Annotated in this window: 12 protein-coding genes and 1 pseudogene; 5 read left to right on the forward strand and 8 right to left on the reverse strand. The window is 58.5% G+C overall.

Annotated features, from left to right (window positions below):
• Window positions 1-350: 350 nt before the first annotated feature.
• Window positions 351-1,685: a replication initiation protein gene (locus tag P0D89_RS21085; protein ID WP_408377151.1), complete on the forward strand. Its 1,335-nt coding sequence runs from the start codon at window positions 351-353 to the stop codon at window positions 1,683-1,685.
• 1,117 nt (window positions 1,686-2,802) lie between these two features.
• Here P0D89_RS21085 and P0D89_RS21090 read toward each other — a convergent pair.
• Window positions 2,803-3,243 (reverse strand): ISAs1 family transposase, encoded by a 441-nt coding sequence (locus tag P0D89_RS21090; RefSeq protein WP_408366199.1) that lies wholly within the window; start codon window positions 3,241-3,243, stop codon window positions 2,803-2,805.
• Window positions 3,134-3,946, reverse strand: coding sequence for an ISAs1 family transposase (locus P0D89_RS21095; RefSeq protein WP_408366201.1), 813 nt, complete (start codon window positions 3,944-3,946; stop codon window positions 3,134-3,136). Before P0D89_RS21095 ends, P0D89_RS21090 begins: the two co-directional genes overlap by 110 nt.
• A gap of 786 nt (window positions 3,947-4,732) precedes the next feature.
• Between P0D89_RS21095 and P0D89_RS21100 the strand changes: the two genes are divergently transcribed.
• The 3 genes from P0D89_RS21100 (at window position 4,733) to P0D89_RS21110 (ending at window position 7,594) form a co-directional block, all read left to right on the forward strand.
• Entirely contained in the window at window positions 4,733-5,467 is a 735-nt protein-coding gene (locus P0D89_RS21100; RefSeq protein WP_408366203.1) for an AAA family ATPase, read from the forward strand.
• Between the two features lie 4 nt (window positions 5,468-5,471).
• A complete protein-coding gene (locus tag P0D89_RS21105) occupies window positions 5,472-6,509 on the forward strand; it encodes a ParB/RepB/Spo0J family partition protein (RefSeq protein ID WP_408366205.1) in 1,038 nt (345 codons plus the stop codon).
• A 251-nt stretch (window positions 6,510-6,760) separates the two neighbouring features.
• Entirely contained in the window at window positions 6,761-7,594 is an 834-nt protein-coding gene (locus P0D89_RS21110; protein ID WP_408366207.1) for a hypothetical protein, read from the forward strand.
• A gap of 58 nt (window positions 7,595-7,652) precedes the next feature.
• Here P0D89_RS21110 and P0D89_RS21115 read toward each other — a convergent pair whose 3' ends face one another.
• Together P0D89_RS21115 and P0D89_RS21120 are read right to left on the reverse strand one after the other, a co-directional pair.
• The gene (locus P0D89_RS21115) at window positions 7,653-8,345 is read right to left on the reverse strand and encodes a tyrosine-type recombinase/integrase (protein ID WP_408377154.1); all 693 of its coding nucleotides are present in this window, start codon (window positions 8,343-8,345) and stop codon (window positions 7,653-7,655) included.
• On the reverse strand, window positions 8,317-9,279 hold the full coding sequence (locus P0D89_RS21120; protein ID WP_408377155.1) for a phage integrase family protein: 963 nt from the start codon (window positions 9,277-9,279) through the stop codon (window positions 8,317-8,319). Before P0D89_RS21120 ends, P0D89_RS21115 begins: the two co-directional genes overlap by 29 nt.
• 327 nt (window positions 9,280-9,606) lie before the next feature.
• On the opposite strand from P0D89_RS21120, the gene P0D89_RS21125 reads away from it, so the two are divergent.
• Window positions 9,607-10,029, forward strand: coding sequence for a hypothetical protein (locus tag P0D89_RS21125; RefSeq protein ID WP_408369769.1), 423 nt, complete (start codon window positions 9,607-9,609; stop codon window positions 10,027-10,029).
• A gap of 1,417 nt (window positions 10,030-11,446) precedes the next feature.
• On the opposite strand, the gene P0D89_RS21130 is transcribed toward P0D89_RS21125, so the two are convergent.
• The 4 genes and pseudogenes from P0D89_RS21130 to P0D89_RS21145 all read right to left on the reverse strand — a co-directional run.
• Window positions 11,447-12,424, reverse strand: a complete 978-nt coding sequence (locus P0D89_RS21130) for an AAA family ATPase (protein WP_408369772.1) — start codon at window positions 12,422-12,424, stop codon at window positions 11,447-11,449.
• Between the two features lie 28 nt (window positions 12,425-12,452).
• Window positions 12,453-14,453: a TnsB C-terminal domain-containing protein gene (locus tag P0D89_RS21135; RefSeq protein ID WP_408369775.1), complete on the reverse strand. Its 2,001-nt coding sequence runs from the start codon at window positions 14,451-14,453 to the stop codon at window positions 12,453-12,455.
• Window positions 14,450-15,085, reverse strand: coding sequence for a hypothetical protein (locus P0D89_RS21140; protein ID WP_408369778.1), 636 nt, complete (start codon window positions 15,083-15,085; stop codon window positions 14,450-14,452). Before P0D89_RS21140 ends, P0D89_RS21135 begins: the two co-directional genes overlap by 4 nt.
• A gap of 178 nt (window positions 15,086-15,263) precedes the next feature.
• A pseudogene (locus tag P0D89_RS21145) lies at window positions 15,264-15,803 on the reverse strand (two-partner secretion domain-containing protein); the annotation flags it as partial.
• Window positions 15,804-16,632: the final 829 nt, after the last annotated feature.

Raw genomic sequence — 16,632 nt, forward strand, 5'->3', positions numbered from 1 at the left:
CTTTAGAGAGAGTAAGTGCTCACCAGGGCGGCTTGAGGTGAACGCGATGGGCTTGCGTTTTCACCGTAATCCGTCAGAATGCGTCGGTCGCAGTCCCGAAAGGTGAAAGAGATTGGTCGTCTTTCGGGCGCTCACGGGGATCTCAAAGTGTTATGGGTGAAAGCCCTTGGTGGCGATTTTGGGCCCGTTTTCAGCGCCGTTACGTGAGAAGTTTGATGAGGAGTGGCTTCTAAGTCGCTGAGTTAGAACAATATTCGTAGTTTCGAACCTGCATTGTCGCTGCGCCTCTTTGGGTCCGATGCCTTGCGCGGTGCGAAGGCTAGGTGTTCAACGAAAATACATGGATCACGATGGTAAAGAGCAAGAACGCGTCGACTGACGAAGGACAGATTCAACTTTTCGCTGTCCCCCAGAGCGCCGAACCTTTCAGAAAAGCGGTTCAGGCGATTCATATTTCGCCTAAGAAGGGCGCAATCGCTCTGCAGCAGTTGCGGATTTGGAATGGTCTGATCAAAAACGCGATTGAACAACACACGATCGAACAGAAGACAACCGGCAAAGACCGGGATGAGTTTTCGATCCAGTTGCAAGACCTGATGAGACAGGTCGGGATGGCCAACAGCAACAATCGGGATTACATCAAGGACACGTGCCGGTCGCTGGTAGGTACGGTGGTCGACTGGGATTATCTGGATGAGAAGAGTAGCAAGCTGTGGAGCGCGACCGGCCTGCTGGCCGGCGTGACCATTGAAGGCTCTACCCTGCACTACCAGTTTTCCAAGCAGCTACGAGAAGCACTCATGAACCCGGCGGTCTATGCGACGCTGGATATGCGTCTCCTCCGACTATTTCGACGCGGTCATTCTGTCACCCTTTGGGAACAGGTTGTCCGGTTCAAAAAAGTCGGGCGCACGAAGAGATTTCCGGTCGACACTTTGCGAGAGATGTTCGTCGGGCAGGACTCGCATAAAAGTTCCTATGCGGAATATAAGATTCTCAAACGCGCAGTTCTCTTGCCAGCGTTAAAGGAAATCAACGAACTGTCGGAGCTCGACGTTACGATGGAAGAGTTCCGAGAGGGACGCTCAGTAAGCGCAGTTCAATTTTTGATGGCTCCGAAACCGAACGCGATAGCGCAGGCCGACATTGACCTTGAACTGCTCGCGGACGTTGCAAAACTCGGAATTCCAAATTCTGAGGCAAGGAACGTGATTTCGGCCCACGGCGATGCTGACGTACGGAAAGCGCTCAATCTCGTGAATGATCGGATCGCCAAGAAGAACCTTGCGCCCGTTACGAATGTCCCTGCCTACTTTAGAAAGGCGCTTGTCTCAGGATGGACAGCGCCCGAGCCAGTCTCGGTTGAACGGAATAATGCGAATTCGACGCCAAAGCAAAAAGATCCGGAACCTGCGGCCACGGCGAGCGAGATAAGGGCGCGGATCATAGCGGGGCGGGTGCCAGAGGCGAAGACCTATTTCGTTGGCCTCGACACGTCCGACCAGACCGTGCTCGTCAATGATTACAACGCGCAGCAGTCGATTCGGAAGTGGCAGGTTTCAACAACGAAACCGCCAAACGAGGGCGCAGAGAAGACTTTCTACAACTGGCTTGCAAGACGAACGTGGGGTGAACCGACAGAAGAAGACATCGTCGCGTTCCTGCTACGCAGTCGAAAGCTCTAAGGCTTATACGAGATGATCGTATCGTGTCTCCACGCATAGCGGCTCGGTTGCGTAGCGCGCGTATCTGAGCGCGCCTCAGCAAAAGCACACTTTCTATTAACTTCATGCTCACGGTGTTTCGTCGGGGGGAGCAGGCCCACGACGAAATCGTATCAGGGAGTGCATCCGAAGACAATCGCGCGAGCCTGAATGCGCTGGCCGTCCAGCTGGTCGCTGTAGGCGGATTGGCGGGCCATTGCTGAAGAGCCTGTGCCGCCAATCCGCAGTCAGAAGACGCGGCCATTGGACGGCGTCGCTCTCGCCTGCTGTGTATACGGCCTTCCCGCTTCCCTCTCCTCCGTCCGCTCATCCTTCCGGCTTCCCGGTAGCGTCGACGTAAGAAGTCAAGCAGCGGAGTGCCACCAGACTGCGCGGTATGCCCGTCTCTTGATTCCCAAAGCTGAAAGCCAAAGATTCGAATCGCGGGGCAACAAATACAAAATTATTGAACACGCGAAGTTGGGAAAACAATAAAAAATAAACATCCATTTATTCTATGAAAATAAACGCCACCCAAAAATATCTAGCTCGCCCTCGTGCGCCACCCTTTTTGTCCAGCGCACCCGTTTTCGGCGCCGAAAATGGAACCGCTGAAATTGCTTTGTAACGAGCTTTGATGGGCGGACCGCAAATCGTCGAAGCCACGAACCGCCGAGAGGAGACAGAGAGGTTTCGGCGCCGAAAATGGCGGGGAGCAATGGAGCGTCAGCCCAGATCAAATCAAGACCCGTCGAGTAGCTATTCCCGGTGGTATCGCTGGCACCCAGCACTTTCGGCGCCGAAAATGGCTGCGAACAATGCAGCCCCTCTCGCCGCACGAATGCGCACGAGCGCGGAATTCACCCATACAGCAGACGCTTAATGAAGATTTGGCACGCCGAAGTGCCGTCCGCTACGGCAGTTCCTGTCGTCTTGGCTTGTACCGGGGAGCAATTTTCGGCGCCGAAACTTGCACCTCGCGATTCTGCGAGGAGGACTGCGGCTCAACATCCCGGCGAGCATAGCAGGGCGTCGACATTTTACGTCACCGACTGCTGTCGGCATAAGGCTTCCGCGGGCAGCGACCAGGGCCGGAGCATCAAATCGGCTGTAATTTCAAGACCTGTGCGAGGTAGTCGGGATTCCAGGCAGCGGCTTTGCGCTTTCGGGGCAGGCTGAGCGCGCGCGATGAATCGGCACGGAACAGGTTGATGGCAAGCCTGCGCAGGAAGGAGAAATTCAGAGCGGCATTGCGTAACCTGATCTGGCTGGCGTCTTCGCCAAAGGTGACATCCAGGCACCAATGCAGGCCATTCTCGATAGCCCAGTGGGTACGTGCGACGTACAGGATGCGCGGGGCGTCGGCCGGCAGCGAACTGATCACGTAGCGCGTTTCGGTCTGGACCTGGCCGTGCGTCTCGCGCTGGGACTCAATACGTGCCACCGAGCGCAGATTCGGCCAGCGTGCGCGTAATTCGATGGCGTCGAGCCACGCGAGCTCGCCCACCACCCACGCAGCGGCGCGTCTCGAACCGGCCATGGCCTTGTCGACGGTTTCGTGGGTATCGCATGGCCGTGACGGATAGCCGGGTTGATTCAGGCAGGCGAAGAACTCGCGCAGCGCGGTGGCCAGCGTCGGCTGATTGTCTTTTGACGGCGAGCACATAATCGCCGCCGCCGTCGACGATCCGCCTGGCGATTTCGGTCTGACAGCCGATCGCATCGATCGTCACCACTGCACCTTCGAGCGCCAGTGCCGGCAGCAATTCCTTGATCGCCTCAATCTCGTTGGATTTGGCCTCACACGGCTGCTGTCCCAGCGTCAGGCCCATCTCGGCCGCATACGCCGACACCAGGTGCAGCGCACGGGTGTCGCGCGCCACCGAACGCGAGCCGCGCAACGCCTTGCCATCAACTGCAATCACCCGTCCGTCGACAGCACCACATACGCCCTGGACCCATTCGACAAACCGGCTTTCGAGCGCCGCAGGCGACAGCGCCTCAAACACTCGCCGGATTGTGTCGTGACCTGGAATACCGTTTCGCAGCTTCAGATACTGGCGCAGCCATGCCCGGCGCTCCACCCCCCAGTCTTCGATGTCGTCCCAGCCTTCGGCGCCTGACATCACCGCACACAGTGCCAGCACCACGATATTCAGCAAATCGTGATCGCAGCGTCCAATCACCCGCGGGTCCGGCAAGTCTGCAAACGTCGCCACCAGCGCAGCCACTTCCTTGCGCATCTGTCGTCCCCGAAAAATCGACAGTAAACGCCGATTACTCGCGGTTTACAACCCCCTCACGTTGTTCGTTGAAAGTAAACGACTTTTGATGCTCCGGCCCTGGGGCAGCGACGGATCGATTGAGTGCAGTAGAGAGCCATCTTCACGCGCCCCGTCGTAACCAGCAATGACCGCGTTTTCGGCGCCGAAAACGCGGTCCGAAGCGGGTATCGTAGCGCCAAGACGTATGTTGAGGTCGCAAACCGCTACTTAGTCCGTGTCATGCACTGTGACAAAATGCGGCCTGAGGCTCAAATGTGTGCTCCCACCCAGCGACAAGGGTCAGACCAAGCGGGGAATGAGGCGAAGCGTGAAGGGCGACGTCGCTGGTCGATTTTCGGCGCCGAAAACGATCTGATTAGGCCCGTGAGTTGGGTTGGCAGGAGCATTGGCTCGGCGGTTGCTTCGCCGATCCGGCAAGCGGAATTTCGCGCCGAAAACGGCTCGCACATGGAGCCGCCTAGGCCGTTCCTCTCCACACAGGCTCGAGGCGAGTTTTCATTTGTCCAGCAACGAGGGGTGGTAGCTTAGTGTTAGCAAACGTGGGTGTTGACGTTTTCGGCGCCGAAAGCGGCTTTCCTCGAGGAGTTGCGTCTGTCAGATATGGTTTCTTCGGGCAGATTCCGCCCGAAAGTGGTAGAAAAAAGAGAGGGCTGAAGCGCCGGATTCCGGAAAAAGCTGTGCATTCCTTGACTTGGGTAGACGATATGATAATCTGCTTTAACTTATAATTTTGGAAACTATAAAATGCAACGAGCCAAAATTGTTTCGGTGGCAAATCAAAAGGGAGGCGTAGGGAAGACTACGTCTACAGTCAATATTAGTGCGGGGTTGGCGGAGAAGGGGCATAAGGTCTTGGCAATCGATGCCGATCCGCAGGAAACGCTGATAACATGGTCCGCAAGAGCGCCAGCCGATGAGTGTCTTCCGTACACCACGATCAGTCTTCAAAAAAGCAAAGACAAAATCTATCGCGAAATTAAAAAATTTGTAGACGATTATGATTACATCATCGTCGATTGTCCGCCGTCGGTGGAGGATCCTCGTGCGGGCGTCGTCATGCTTGTGTCAGACGCCGTCATCGTTCCGACCTCCTCGTCGCCAGTGGATTTCTGGTCCAGCCAGGACTTCGTCAAAGAGATCTACAAGTGCTTCTCGATCAATAAGGCGCTGCGGCCGATTTGGCTTTTGAATAAATCCGACGGTAAGCGATTGCTTGACCAGAGTGTCAAGAGATCGATCGAGCAGTCTTTGATCCCACGCTTCGAGCGAATTGTCCCGACGCGCGAGTGCTATAAGCAGGCGTCTGCGTTCGGGCAGTCCGTTTTTCAAATGGGCGGGGTCGGCCCCAAGGCTGCAAAGGCGGAATTCACAGCGATTGTCAGCGAACTCATCGATTTGCTTAGCGAGCCTGCCCCGGACCTCGATTTACTCCGTGAACAGCAAGAGTCCGAATCGAATAAGACAACTGAAGAGGCATAAACAAATGGCCACCAAGAGAAATTTTGACGACGCGTTTGCAGCACCCCAGTCGATCAAGCCCACTGCAATGGACAAATTTGCCGTTGTTGATCGGGCAATGGCAGCTTCGAGCCCCACTGAGGTGTTGGATGTCGAAAAGTGGCTACAAGACTTGCCGGAGGGAGAATTCCGCGATTGGTGCACGGCGGAGAAGTACGTACCCGAGTCGGTTATCGAACTGCCCTTGAAGAGCCTTAAGCCGAGTCCCTTCAATCCCCGTCACTTTTATCAGGCTGATTCGATCCGCGAACTGGCGACCGCCGTCTCGGAGCGTGGGCAGCAGCAAGCGATACATGTGAGCCCGGATTACTCGGCTCCGGGTGAGTTCTATATTCACGACGGCGGCCGACGGGTTCGCGCGCTGAGGCTGAATAAGGCGGAGACCGCACGGGCGATCGTCAAAGACATTAAGCTCGGGAAAGAGAGCTATAAGTTCGGCTACGACCTCAACACGAATCAAAAGACGCAGACATTGTTCGACGATGCGGTTCAGTGGAAGTATCTGCTTGCTCAAGGTCAGTACGAAAACCAGAATGCTCTCGCGGCTGACCTGAATCAGTCTGTCACGCGTGTTTCGAAGGTGATCGACGTGGCTGCTTTGGTTCCTGAACTGATCGAGAAGATGCTGGATCATCCTGTGAAGTTCGGCCTTGAACTTGCCTATGCAGTTTCCAGGTATCACCGTGCACGCGGCGTGCAGGCGACGCACAAACTGATCAACCGCATCGTCCAGGAGGACCTGTCGACCCGGGAGGTTGAGAAGCTCCTGGGGCGTCAGGAGGGTGCTCAGTTGCTGCCGGCGCAGAGCGGGCGGCGCAAGTATGATAAACGCTATGATTTCTCTTTCGGTGGCGTTAAGGCAGGAGAACTTAAGACGTATTCGGACGGCTCGTTGACCGTGACATTGAAGGGCTTGCCACCGGAGTTTAGGGACGACCTCTCCGCCAATTTGAAGCAGTTTATTGAAGAGGCCAGCAAACGTCTAGAGAGCCAGAACGCTTGAGTTATTCTGACGGGCCGATCCCGTCGGATTGATATACTTCCCCTGAGACAACAGGGTCGGGGTTGACACACTTATCGCCGATATTTTCTAGCGCAGAGGGCACAGACTGGAGGTCTTGACTGGGTCGGCCGATAGTATCTAATGAATTGGCGAACTCAAAGGCGGAGAGAGAGTGGCCCTGTTTTGGAGTCTTTTTCGTGGTTGATCGCGACGCCATCATCCATACTCTGTCGGTGCCCCGATAAACGACGATGCATACAGAACAAACAATTGCCGATCCTCTTAATCTAGCGGCGTTATACCACGCGGGGTTGGGCGTTCAGTGGAACTCATACAGAGAAGCCGCAACGAGGATGGCAACCGATTTCAAGATCAATATCGGGTTCGCGCGAATCCGCGAAGCTGTCGCCGTTTCCGAACTACCGTCAGAAATTCTTTCGGTTTTTACTGACGTTGGGCTGGTAAACCGTACCGCAAGGGAACTTCTCAAGGCTGCGAAGGCGGAAGGTGTGACGAAGCTCGTCGAACGCGCAAGGAAGGTGGACCCGTCAGGAAAGTCGAGGACGGATTTGATGGCGCTCGTTTGCGGCATCGCTGAACAGCCTCCTATGGGACGCGGGACGCAGCGCGATAGACCTCTTGTAATTGCCAAAACCTACAGCGACGGGCTAGAACGTGGAAAGTGGGCATCTCCTAAAGACGCGGCAACAAAACTCGGAATCGACTTAAAGACGATCACCCGGGCGATTTCGATTGCAGCCTTACCTGGTGAAGTGCTGGCGCTATTCCCTAACATTGGTGCTAACTTGGGAGAGCACCTTGTCCGCCTAACCAGGATCAGGGGGAGCAAGAAGATCAGTGCTCTCGCTATCGAGGCTGGTCGAGCCATTCCAAGGCTCTCCCCGGAAGAACTAATGGGCCATTTTCTAGGCCTCGCCCGCGGTAAGGCGCGAGTGACACTTCGCAAGTCTGGCGGCGATCTGGTTTTGGTGTACAACCTTGGCCCTGTCGACGAAGTTGCCGAAACGAAGATTTCCATGCTTGCCGTACTTTTGAACGCTGAACAACAGGTCCGACCGAAATAAACCTATATACTGAATTTCATTTCGCGAACCCCCATGTAGAAGTAGCGATTGCCGTAGCCTACAGAACCACGTGAGCCGGGCCGCTTTGTTGCCTCCAGGTTAGGCTGTTAGCACGTCGCAAGAATGATTCGGCTTCCCTGTACTGACGTGCGATCTCCGCCGTTGCATAGATTGAGGTGGTATCGAGCGAGTCATGTCCGGCGAAGTTACGCGCACTCTCCAGGCTCATCCCGTTGGCGACCGCGTGCGACACAAACGTGTGCCGCAACCAGTGTGGGCTGACGTCCGTAAATGCCCGTGCATGTGGCGAGTCCTCGCGCAGCGCCGCCGCGGTCGCTGTGGCAAAAAACCGCTTCACCGCCTTGTAGAGCTGGTCGTGATGGATCGGCCCAGCCTGCCGGGCGAGGGTGGCCAGCGCCTTGTGGACGTCTTCGCCGCGTTCGGCCGCTTCCCGCCGCACCCGGCCGATGTCCTGGTTGTCGGGCAGAGCGGGGATCAGCGGGGTGCCGACCGGGCAGGCGAGGGGATCGCGTGGAAAATCGCGCACTTCCAGGGAACCGCCCAGCGCCTCGAGTACAGGCGGCACCAGCGGGATGAAACGCTCCTTCGCACCCTTGCCCACGACGCGCAGCAGGTGGATCGAGCCGAGTTCGGCGCCGGCGTAGCGGACGCTGATATCGTCAGTGAAGGCGCCACACAGCTCTGCGCGTCGCAGGCCGGTGCTATAAGTTAAGGCGAGCACGAAGCGCATGCGGGCGGCGGCTGCCGAGTCGGAGGGCGTCGAGCACGCGCATCGCAAATGTCCAGGCCTCTCTGGTCAGGCTGCGCTCCGCCTGCACGCGTGGCTTCGCGGCAACCCGGCGTTCATTGCCCGCCTCGTCGGTTTCGCTGCCGAGGAAAACCTTGATCTTTGCAAAGGCGTTGTGATCGAGATACTGGGCGTTGACCAGATCGCCGAAGAACTTCTTCAGGGCGGCAAGCGCGTCCTGGCGACTCTTGACGGATAGCGGGCCGCGAAAAGGGCGCCACTCCGGTTCGCTGCGTGGCACGGCCCGATTCATGACCCATTGCGCGGCCGGCTGGGGATCAACGAGGAAGCGGTTGATGTATTCGCGCGCGTCGTTGATGTCGAGGCTCGACAACGGTTTGCCCTTCGCGAAAATCGACCAAAGCAGCAGCCGTTCGGCCTCCGCTCGATATTTCTCGCGCGTGTTGGCGTTCTCGTAGTCGGTCAGCCAGAAGTGGATCGCCTGCAGGTCATTGTGCGCGCCGCTGTTGTTCTTGAGCAGGTTGCGGTTCGCCCCGCTTGAGCCGTCCAGATCCGCCGGGATCAGGAAATACTCCAGCGGCACAATGCCTGTGACGGGTTCGCGGCGCAATTGCGGCACGGGCAGGTTGCGCTCCGCAGGGTGCGTCAGCGCCGCCACCTCGATCAGCAGCCCGTCGACGTCCCGGTAGTTTTCCAGCCACGCGGAGATCCGGCGCGCTCCGACCTCGCCGAGCCGCGGCACATGCCGGTACCAGCGATAGCCGACTGCCTTGATCGTCTCGACCAGCTTGCCGATTGTCGTCACGCCGACGTCCGAGAGCCGTAGCGCCACGGTGGTGTCGAACCAGCCGAGCACATGATGATCGGGTTTCGGGTCTTCGACGACCAGTCGCGCAAGCGCCTCGAGCGCTGCCATCTGCCGCACGCGCAGGCGCGCATTGCGCTGCTGCCGTCGCAGCGTAGCCGCAACTTCAGCGCTCTGCCCTGATTGCTGGCCCGCGAGATGGGCAGTGAAGAGATCGAGCAGCTCCTTTTCCGTATGGAAGCCATCGGGATCATGCGCGGCGGCGAATTCGTCGAGTGACGGCGTAGCCGCGCCGGGCGTCGCCAGCGCGGTCAGCGTTGAGAGAACCGCCGGGCGGATAGCCAGCAACCGCGCCGTCGCAAAATCCTGGCGTTTGCGCGCGGCGGCGACGAACGCGGTCACCAGCCAGTTGCGCGTGGCCGTCGCCTTGCGGGCATCGTGACCGAACTCGAGATACCGGGCGGCCAGCTCCGCCAGATCGAGGCCTTCCAGGTAGCCTCGGAAAAACGCGAGATGCTGCAGGCCGATGCGCCGCGCGTCAGCCTGATCGCGCTGCGCGCGTCGCTGCCGGGCTTTTCCGGCCGAGGCTGCCTTCGGCGCCGGCGCGCGGTCGGTGGGATCGGCGTAGCGGGCGCTTCGCGGAACTCAACGTCTTCTATTTCCCCGGTGATCATCATTCGTTCTGCCTGTTCTTGTATTACGGAACCTGTTGTGTTTGCTACACCGTACCCGCGACGTCCGCGCCGCGCGCGGTCGTCGAGTGAAGCAAAAGTGATAGCACCGCCGGAAACGCAACTCCTTGAATTCTCGGCCTCCGCCGCCCGACCGCTTCCAGATCCACTTCCGACCTCGGAGAAGTGAAAGTCGGAATCTTCGGAGTACTGAACTGAATGTTGGAAACTTCGGTGATGGCCATGCTGCGAGTCCTGCATTCGAGCTTTGCGACGGTCTGTTATTGGCGCAGGGAGGCAAGACGACCGTGAAACATCCGGCGTTGAACTGGCCTCGCCCGGAAGTCCATGTGTGGTATGGACTTCCGGCAATTTAAAAGGGAATGTTTCACGAAAATGCGCGGGTGCCGCCGGCGAGACGCGTTTCGCGAGCACATTTTTCGTCTGCAGCAGGCGACTCACTGAGCTCAACACATAGTTTGTATTGATTGGAACGTAAAACGTATCAATTGCTACGAGACGGATCGGACCCGTTACTGGCCTTGGCATCAAGCGGAGGTCCTCTGAGGATGCTCCACCCGGTCATGTTCTCCCGGCGCTGAACCGGCGCGGCCCTCGCCGGGCCACTGGCCGAGTCGTGTCTTCCGTTTTTGTACTACAACTGGGTAATTGTGTTGGAAGACTGAGGGCGGCGATGGTCAACCTGCGATTCGTCCGTGCGATCGACGATGTGCGCCCTTATGGGACGCATCGCTACGATGTCTATGGACCCAAGGTCGACCGGCGTAGAACGTATTAAATCTGTCTCTATTGCGTAATTAAAAGTGTCACCTCGCGTCGGCGCCGTCCAAGTGCAACTAACCGTCAGCCGCGAAAAACTCCTCTTACTAGCTTCGCCACAAACCATTCGTCAAAAGAGTGGGCGGTCTGCTTGCCGGCATACCGCACCCAAACGCGGCGATTACCCCTTCGACCCACCCGAGGCACCACTGCCTAGTCGTAGAAACACTCGCTCCTGGAACGCGAGGCGGTCCTGCCGTCGCATCGCCTGCGTCGTTGAACGTACCGGGAGCAGCCCATAGCAGAAATGTGAACGACACCAGACGCAGCGGAATGGTGCTTCGATCACGCTGCTATTGATAACGAACGGACTCTGCCGGCGGCACTGCGGACATCGCGTCCGAAGTTCTTGTCGATGGGCCGCACAGCGATCTTCCTCCGCAAGCTGATGCAGCACACTATGGTAGCCGTGAGCGGCGCACTGCCGGCAATATCTGAAAGCCGCGTGGTACCGCTCTCCCGGCGTTCTGTCGAGCAACGATGTGCGCAACACGTTCGCAGGTAGTCGCAGCAGTCGGCGAAGTTGAGCGAGATCGAGCGCGCTTCGCAACGGGACTAAACCTTCAAGTGGATCAGCGTCCGTGCATATCAGGCGCATCAACACATCGCCTGGCAGTGCATTGGCGCAGGCGAATTTCCAGAGGATCGAGACGAGGGATTCGCCCGGCAGGAGCCAATCGGTCATGAACCCCCGACCCGGCGGCCTCCCGGTCTGCCGTTCGTCAAATATCAGAATAGGGAAGCGCACTGCCTCGAGCGCTTCACAGCTAGGCTGTTGCGAGCACGCGTCCGGTGGCATGGCGGGACTGGATATAGCCGCAGTGTTGTACGGCGTGGGTCCACAAAGCTGGCTCCGGGCAGTAACCGGGCGCATCCTTGATCTCGCTTTCCTTGAGGACAATCTCGACGGCGCGTACGAACGACTCCATTGGCAGATCGAGGTTGCCGGGCAAGCTCGCCTTGTGATGTGCAGCTTCGAACGTCTGCCATAACTGGTGGGCGTCGCTTACCAGGCGATAGCCGGCGTCAAACGCCTCGGGCACGTAAAAGCGTGTGAAGCTCCAGGGAGTGCCTTCGGGGTACGCAGTCTGATCGTAACCATTCAGGCATGTCGCGACGTCCTGAGCGTTGCGGATACCATAGAACGCGAGTTCGTCGACCATGAGGCGCGCGACGATCTGCGTCTTGCCCCCAAGCTGCAATGCGGTCTTCTGCGCGAGTAGTTCCTCCTGCCCGACGAGAAACGTGAAGAGCTTGATCTGCTGGCGATCAAGCACATCATGCACGTCTCGAAGCCACTCGTATTCATTTTCATTGAACCTCTGGGCCTCGTCGAGGAACATAAGCACAGCATTGCTTCCTGAGCGCGCAGCTGCCTCGCGAATACGCAATGACAGGCGCGAACGTTTGGCCGAACTGGTGCCGGCGTTGGGTGCGTGATCGCCAACCGCTTCCAACAGAGTCGCGAAGAAGGGGCCCTCTGCATGCCGCGGCTTGTGTTCGCACTGCGCATGATAGGTGGTTATCTTTGGGTACTGACGCGCGAGGAGCAGCCGAACGTATTCAATGGCCCGCGTTTTACCAACCCGCGATGGCCCATAGATGAGCGCGCCCATGATGCGGTAGCGCAGGCAGCGCGTGACCAGATCATAGAATGCCTCGATCGCTGGCGTCGCCAGACGATAGTTGCCGGTGACGAGTGGGTGCAGCGATGGATCGACCGGACGCGGAATCTTAAGCGACATGACAGACCTCGCAGCTTGAACAGCGGAGTTAAAACACCTGACCGGTACCAATCGAAAGCTTTCGCGGGCGAACCACCATGCGCGGCCTGAGCTCGTTATCCGTGGTCGCTTGCGGATCCAGGCCTGATGCCATGCTCGGTGTGACGTTATGCGTAATAGGCGGGCGCGGCGGACCAACGGGAGTACGTACCGTCGGTGCCGAACCGAGCAGTCGCGTCGCAAGAGCGAGCTCCGTCGCAGCCTTGCGGGTCTTCTTTGCCTGCCTCATCTTTTCGTCGACGTACGTTTCAATCGGGTTGAGGCCGAGGCTAGCGTTGCGTCGCCGCCGGCCCCGTTGCCGGAGAATCTGTTGTCGCAGCCTGAGGTTGTGCGGCACCACACGCCACGCGCCTTGGGCCTCCAGTACGCCCAACTCCATGCCGTCGGCCAGGAAAGCGCGCACGGAGCGCAGGTCGTCTGCGTTCATGTAGATCAGCAGATGCTGACCGATGAGGTGCGCACTCGTCGCAAGGACATGGTTTGTGTAGCGCACGCCATACAGGTTAATGTGCGGACGCACGCCTTGTTGCAGGTAGGCCCGAACGCGGCACTGTCTTGCCGACTGCATCAGGCAGAGCGTCCGGCGCTGATGGTCTGCCAGCCAGACCAGCATCGTTTCCCTGCCGCGTACGAAGTATTCCATCGCTTCCAGCGGAGTCGCGTTGTTAAGTCCCCTGTGCGGTGTGCCGTTGTAACCTGCGATGGCGTACTCAACGAGTTCCGCCAGTTCATCGAGGGAGACGTAGAGACGCAGATCGCCTTTTGGATCCGAGAGCGCCCGTCGAAGGTCGCGTATGTGAGAACCGGTATATCCCGGCAAACGTGAAGACAGCCGACTGGCAATCGTGCCGAAGAAGCGTTCGATATAGGGTCGCGCGTCCGGGCTGTGTTTCGGGCCAGCATCAGCGAGACATCCGACGAATTCGCATAACGCCTTCATTGTCTCCTCTGCGAGGTTGGCCTTCGCGTTGTCGAGCCTGATCCACTCCCAGGTCACGTAGCCCAGTTCGGGCATGGTCCCTGACGGAAAGCCGTCGTGTGGTCCGTAGCTGAGACCTGGTATTGTGAACGTTCGCGGGCGGTGGGGCATCAGCGCATTTTCGATGGTCTTGATGACGTCGTAGCGGCTATATTCCCTTGCTAAAGCAATGTGATACCCGATCACGGCGCGTGTGCAAACGTCGATGATCACCAGCAGCCATACTCTTTCCATCTCGAATTCATGCGCGAAACCTAACGGGTCGCGCACGACCACCTTGAGACGGACGTCTAGCCGGTGACCATCGAACTCGACGACCTGATATGGCCGGACCGCTGCGGGTGGACCGGCGTCGTCAACACGGGGCAGGCCTTTGAGATGCGTGGCGCCCGCGGATCGTGCAGCCGAGCCGAAGCTTCGCAGCATCTCCGCCTTTACCCGTCGCGAAAGCGAACGGATCGCATGGTCCGCTGTGTTCAGCGGGTAGCCGGCCGCCGTTAACCCGACTGACCGGCATTGGCGCAGGAAATTGTCGTGTAGAGATTGCAGGCCATGCAGACGCGTGCGCAGGTGGCCGTCAGTGTGGACCTGCTCAAGCCACACCTTGCGTTGCTTCACCTGAAGCAACAGCCACCCTGTCAACGTCGGGTAGCGTTCGAGCAGCTGCGCGAGCGCACCGGCGGCACCGCGGCTGCCGCGCTCGCCGCGCACCTGCACATCACGCACTCGAGCATATTCTGCAATGCGCGCGTAGTGCATGAGTGCCCGGAAGCCAAAGGGGCGGCCGTCAGGATGAGTTGTCTGGGCGCGCTCGAGCCAGCGGTACAACTGCCTGCGATTGAAGTGGGTCGATTTCTCAATGGCCCTGATCGGCTCGCCAGCGATGTAGCGCAATATGGCCTGCCGCCGAGCCTCGAACTTGCGGCGGGCCGTTTCGTCGAGTTCGGTATGGGCGACAGTGGGCCATTCGTCGACAACGATCGTCTGCAGCTCCGGCTTGCGACGACTCATGATATTGCCTCCAACGCTGCGAAGGAGGTGAGCAGCGACAGTGGTTGCGTCTGAAGTGCCGACGCGCTGACGCGACCGCTGTGGAGCAGGCTGAACAAGGCAGCGCGAACGATCACCAGATCGCTGGTCAGGAATTCGCGCTCGATATCGAGTAGTCGCCGGGGCTCCTCCACGAATTGCATGATGGCCGGTGGTAACGTTGCCGGCACGAAACCTCGGTTCGCAACAAGGTAGGGGAGGATACGCTGCCAGTTGTCCGTCCACGGACGCGCCGCAGCGAGCTCAGCCGAAGTGACAAACCGGACGTCTGCGATGCAAGTTTCAGGCTTGGCGTGTGGCGGGCCTACATTCGCTTCCCAAAGTAGTTCGCTTAGTACGACCAACTCTTCGCGATCAATGTAGCGTACCCAGAAGTCAGCGAGGTGACGGTCTTCATTGATCAGCACGTAGCCCGGTCGCTCGCAGAAGGTGATCACCTTCGGGTTTGCCTCAAGCAGTAGCCATAGTTCAAGCAACGCACGACGGTAGAACATGACGCGGCGCGCGAGCTTAGGGCTGAAGGCTTCGAATCGGTGTGCGCCGCGTGGACGGCCAAGTGCCATCGGCTCGGTTGCCTGAAAGGTATCCGCCATGAGGTGAACCTCCTAAGGACGGGATTCGAAGTGTAGGAGGCGAGGTGACAAATTTAATACGGACATATGCGAGTTGACACTTTTATGCCGATTCGAAGGGGAATAAAAGTGTCAACTGGCGCGCATTCTGACCCGTGGTTACTGGGGTGGGCAGGTGACAGATTTATTACGTTCTACGGGAACTGATCTTGCCGAGGTTCACCACCTTCCCGTTCGATGTGCCCGCGAGCGTCAGCGTCCTGCCGTTCGTGAGGGCGGTATCCGGCAGATCGAGTGTTGAAGCCACGAATCGACCGCCCGTGCTGATTACACCGCTGCGTCCCACCAGAATGCCCTGCGGGTTGATCAGATACACACTGCCTGTTGCATTCAGGCTGCCGAGAATTGCCGAAGGCGAGCCGCCCGTCACACGATTGAGCGTTGCGCCCGAACCATTGTCAAACGTGACGGTGTTGCCCTTGCCGATCGAGAACCTGTTCCAGTCGATCACGCCGCGGGTCGAGCCGGGCTGCATGATGATGAGCGCGTTGCCTTGGCCAGCAATGGTTCCCGCACCGGCAACATAGCGACCGGCTTGCGGGAGGACGCCCGCGGCAAACGCCGCGTGCACCAATGACAATCCCGCGAGAGAGATAACAATGAGGGATGCGATGTGATAAGACGGCTGTCGGAGAGGTACTGCACGCAGTATCGGACGAGTTAATGACAAAGGTGCCATACATCCCCCTTCCATTCGGAGGTTACATGCCATTCCCGCTATCCGGTCGGAGTACGTGAAGCGTGGCTAACCCATACGCAGAACACTAGTCAGCTCGCCGCGCCACGCCAATAATTGGGCCGCCGGGCGGACTTGCGCACCGAACGCGACGAAAAGAAACGCTTGGCGAGAGGCTGCACTGATTTTCCCTCGTGGGCCACCGGCCCGCAATTCACGATAGCCATGCGGACTGCGTCCCGGCTTGATACAGGTCAACTGCGATGCGCTCATCGGCGACAATGCCATCCGGAGTCGCGCAAAGGACGCACGGTTGCGATCAGACGGATACGACTGTCACGCTTGCAAACTGGCCTTCACAGACTCAAAACGCCCTCGATTGGCCGGCCGGAGTTACACGGCGGAGCCGCGGAGCGAGATACAACGACGCGGCCGGCCGTAGTAGCCTTGGTAGCGGTCATTTACGATGGAGCAGGTCCACTGACCGCTGCGGGTCGCGTGCCGCCAATCGCGCCGCGGTGACTTCAGTCCAATATGCCTAAAGGAGAGGCGGCACCGGGCCAAGAACGGGCGTCGAGGTACCAGCTTAGGATCGCCCCGAAGCGGACCCTCGCGAACTGTTTCGCGTAGCTTGCACGCATCTGAGAGGTCCAGGGAGCTCGTGCGTGAGGAACGCGAACCCCCATGGTTTGGTTACTGATTTCGGGTCTTCGCGGAAAAGTGTGATGGAAATCGCCATTTTTCAGATTCGAGGCAGCATGCAAGTGAGGATCTTCAGGCGCAGATACTCCTCATCTCGCAATCCGTACGCGCGTCGTTGGATGACCCGAAT

The sequence above is a fragment of the Paraburkholderia sp. RL18-085-BIA-A genome (assembly GCF_046027075.1).
Classification (GTDB): domain Bacteria; phylum Pseudomonadota; class Gammaproteobacteria; order Burkholderiales; family Burkholderiaceae; genus Paraburkholderia.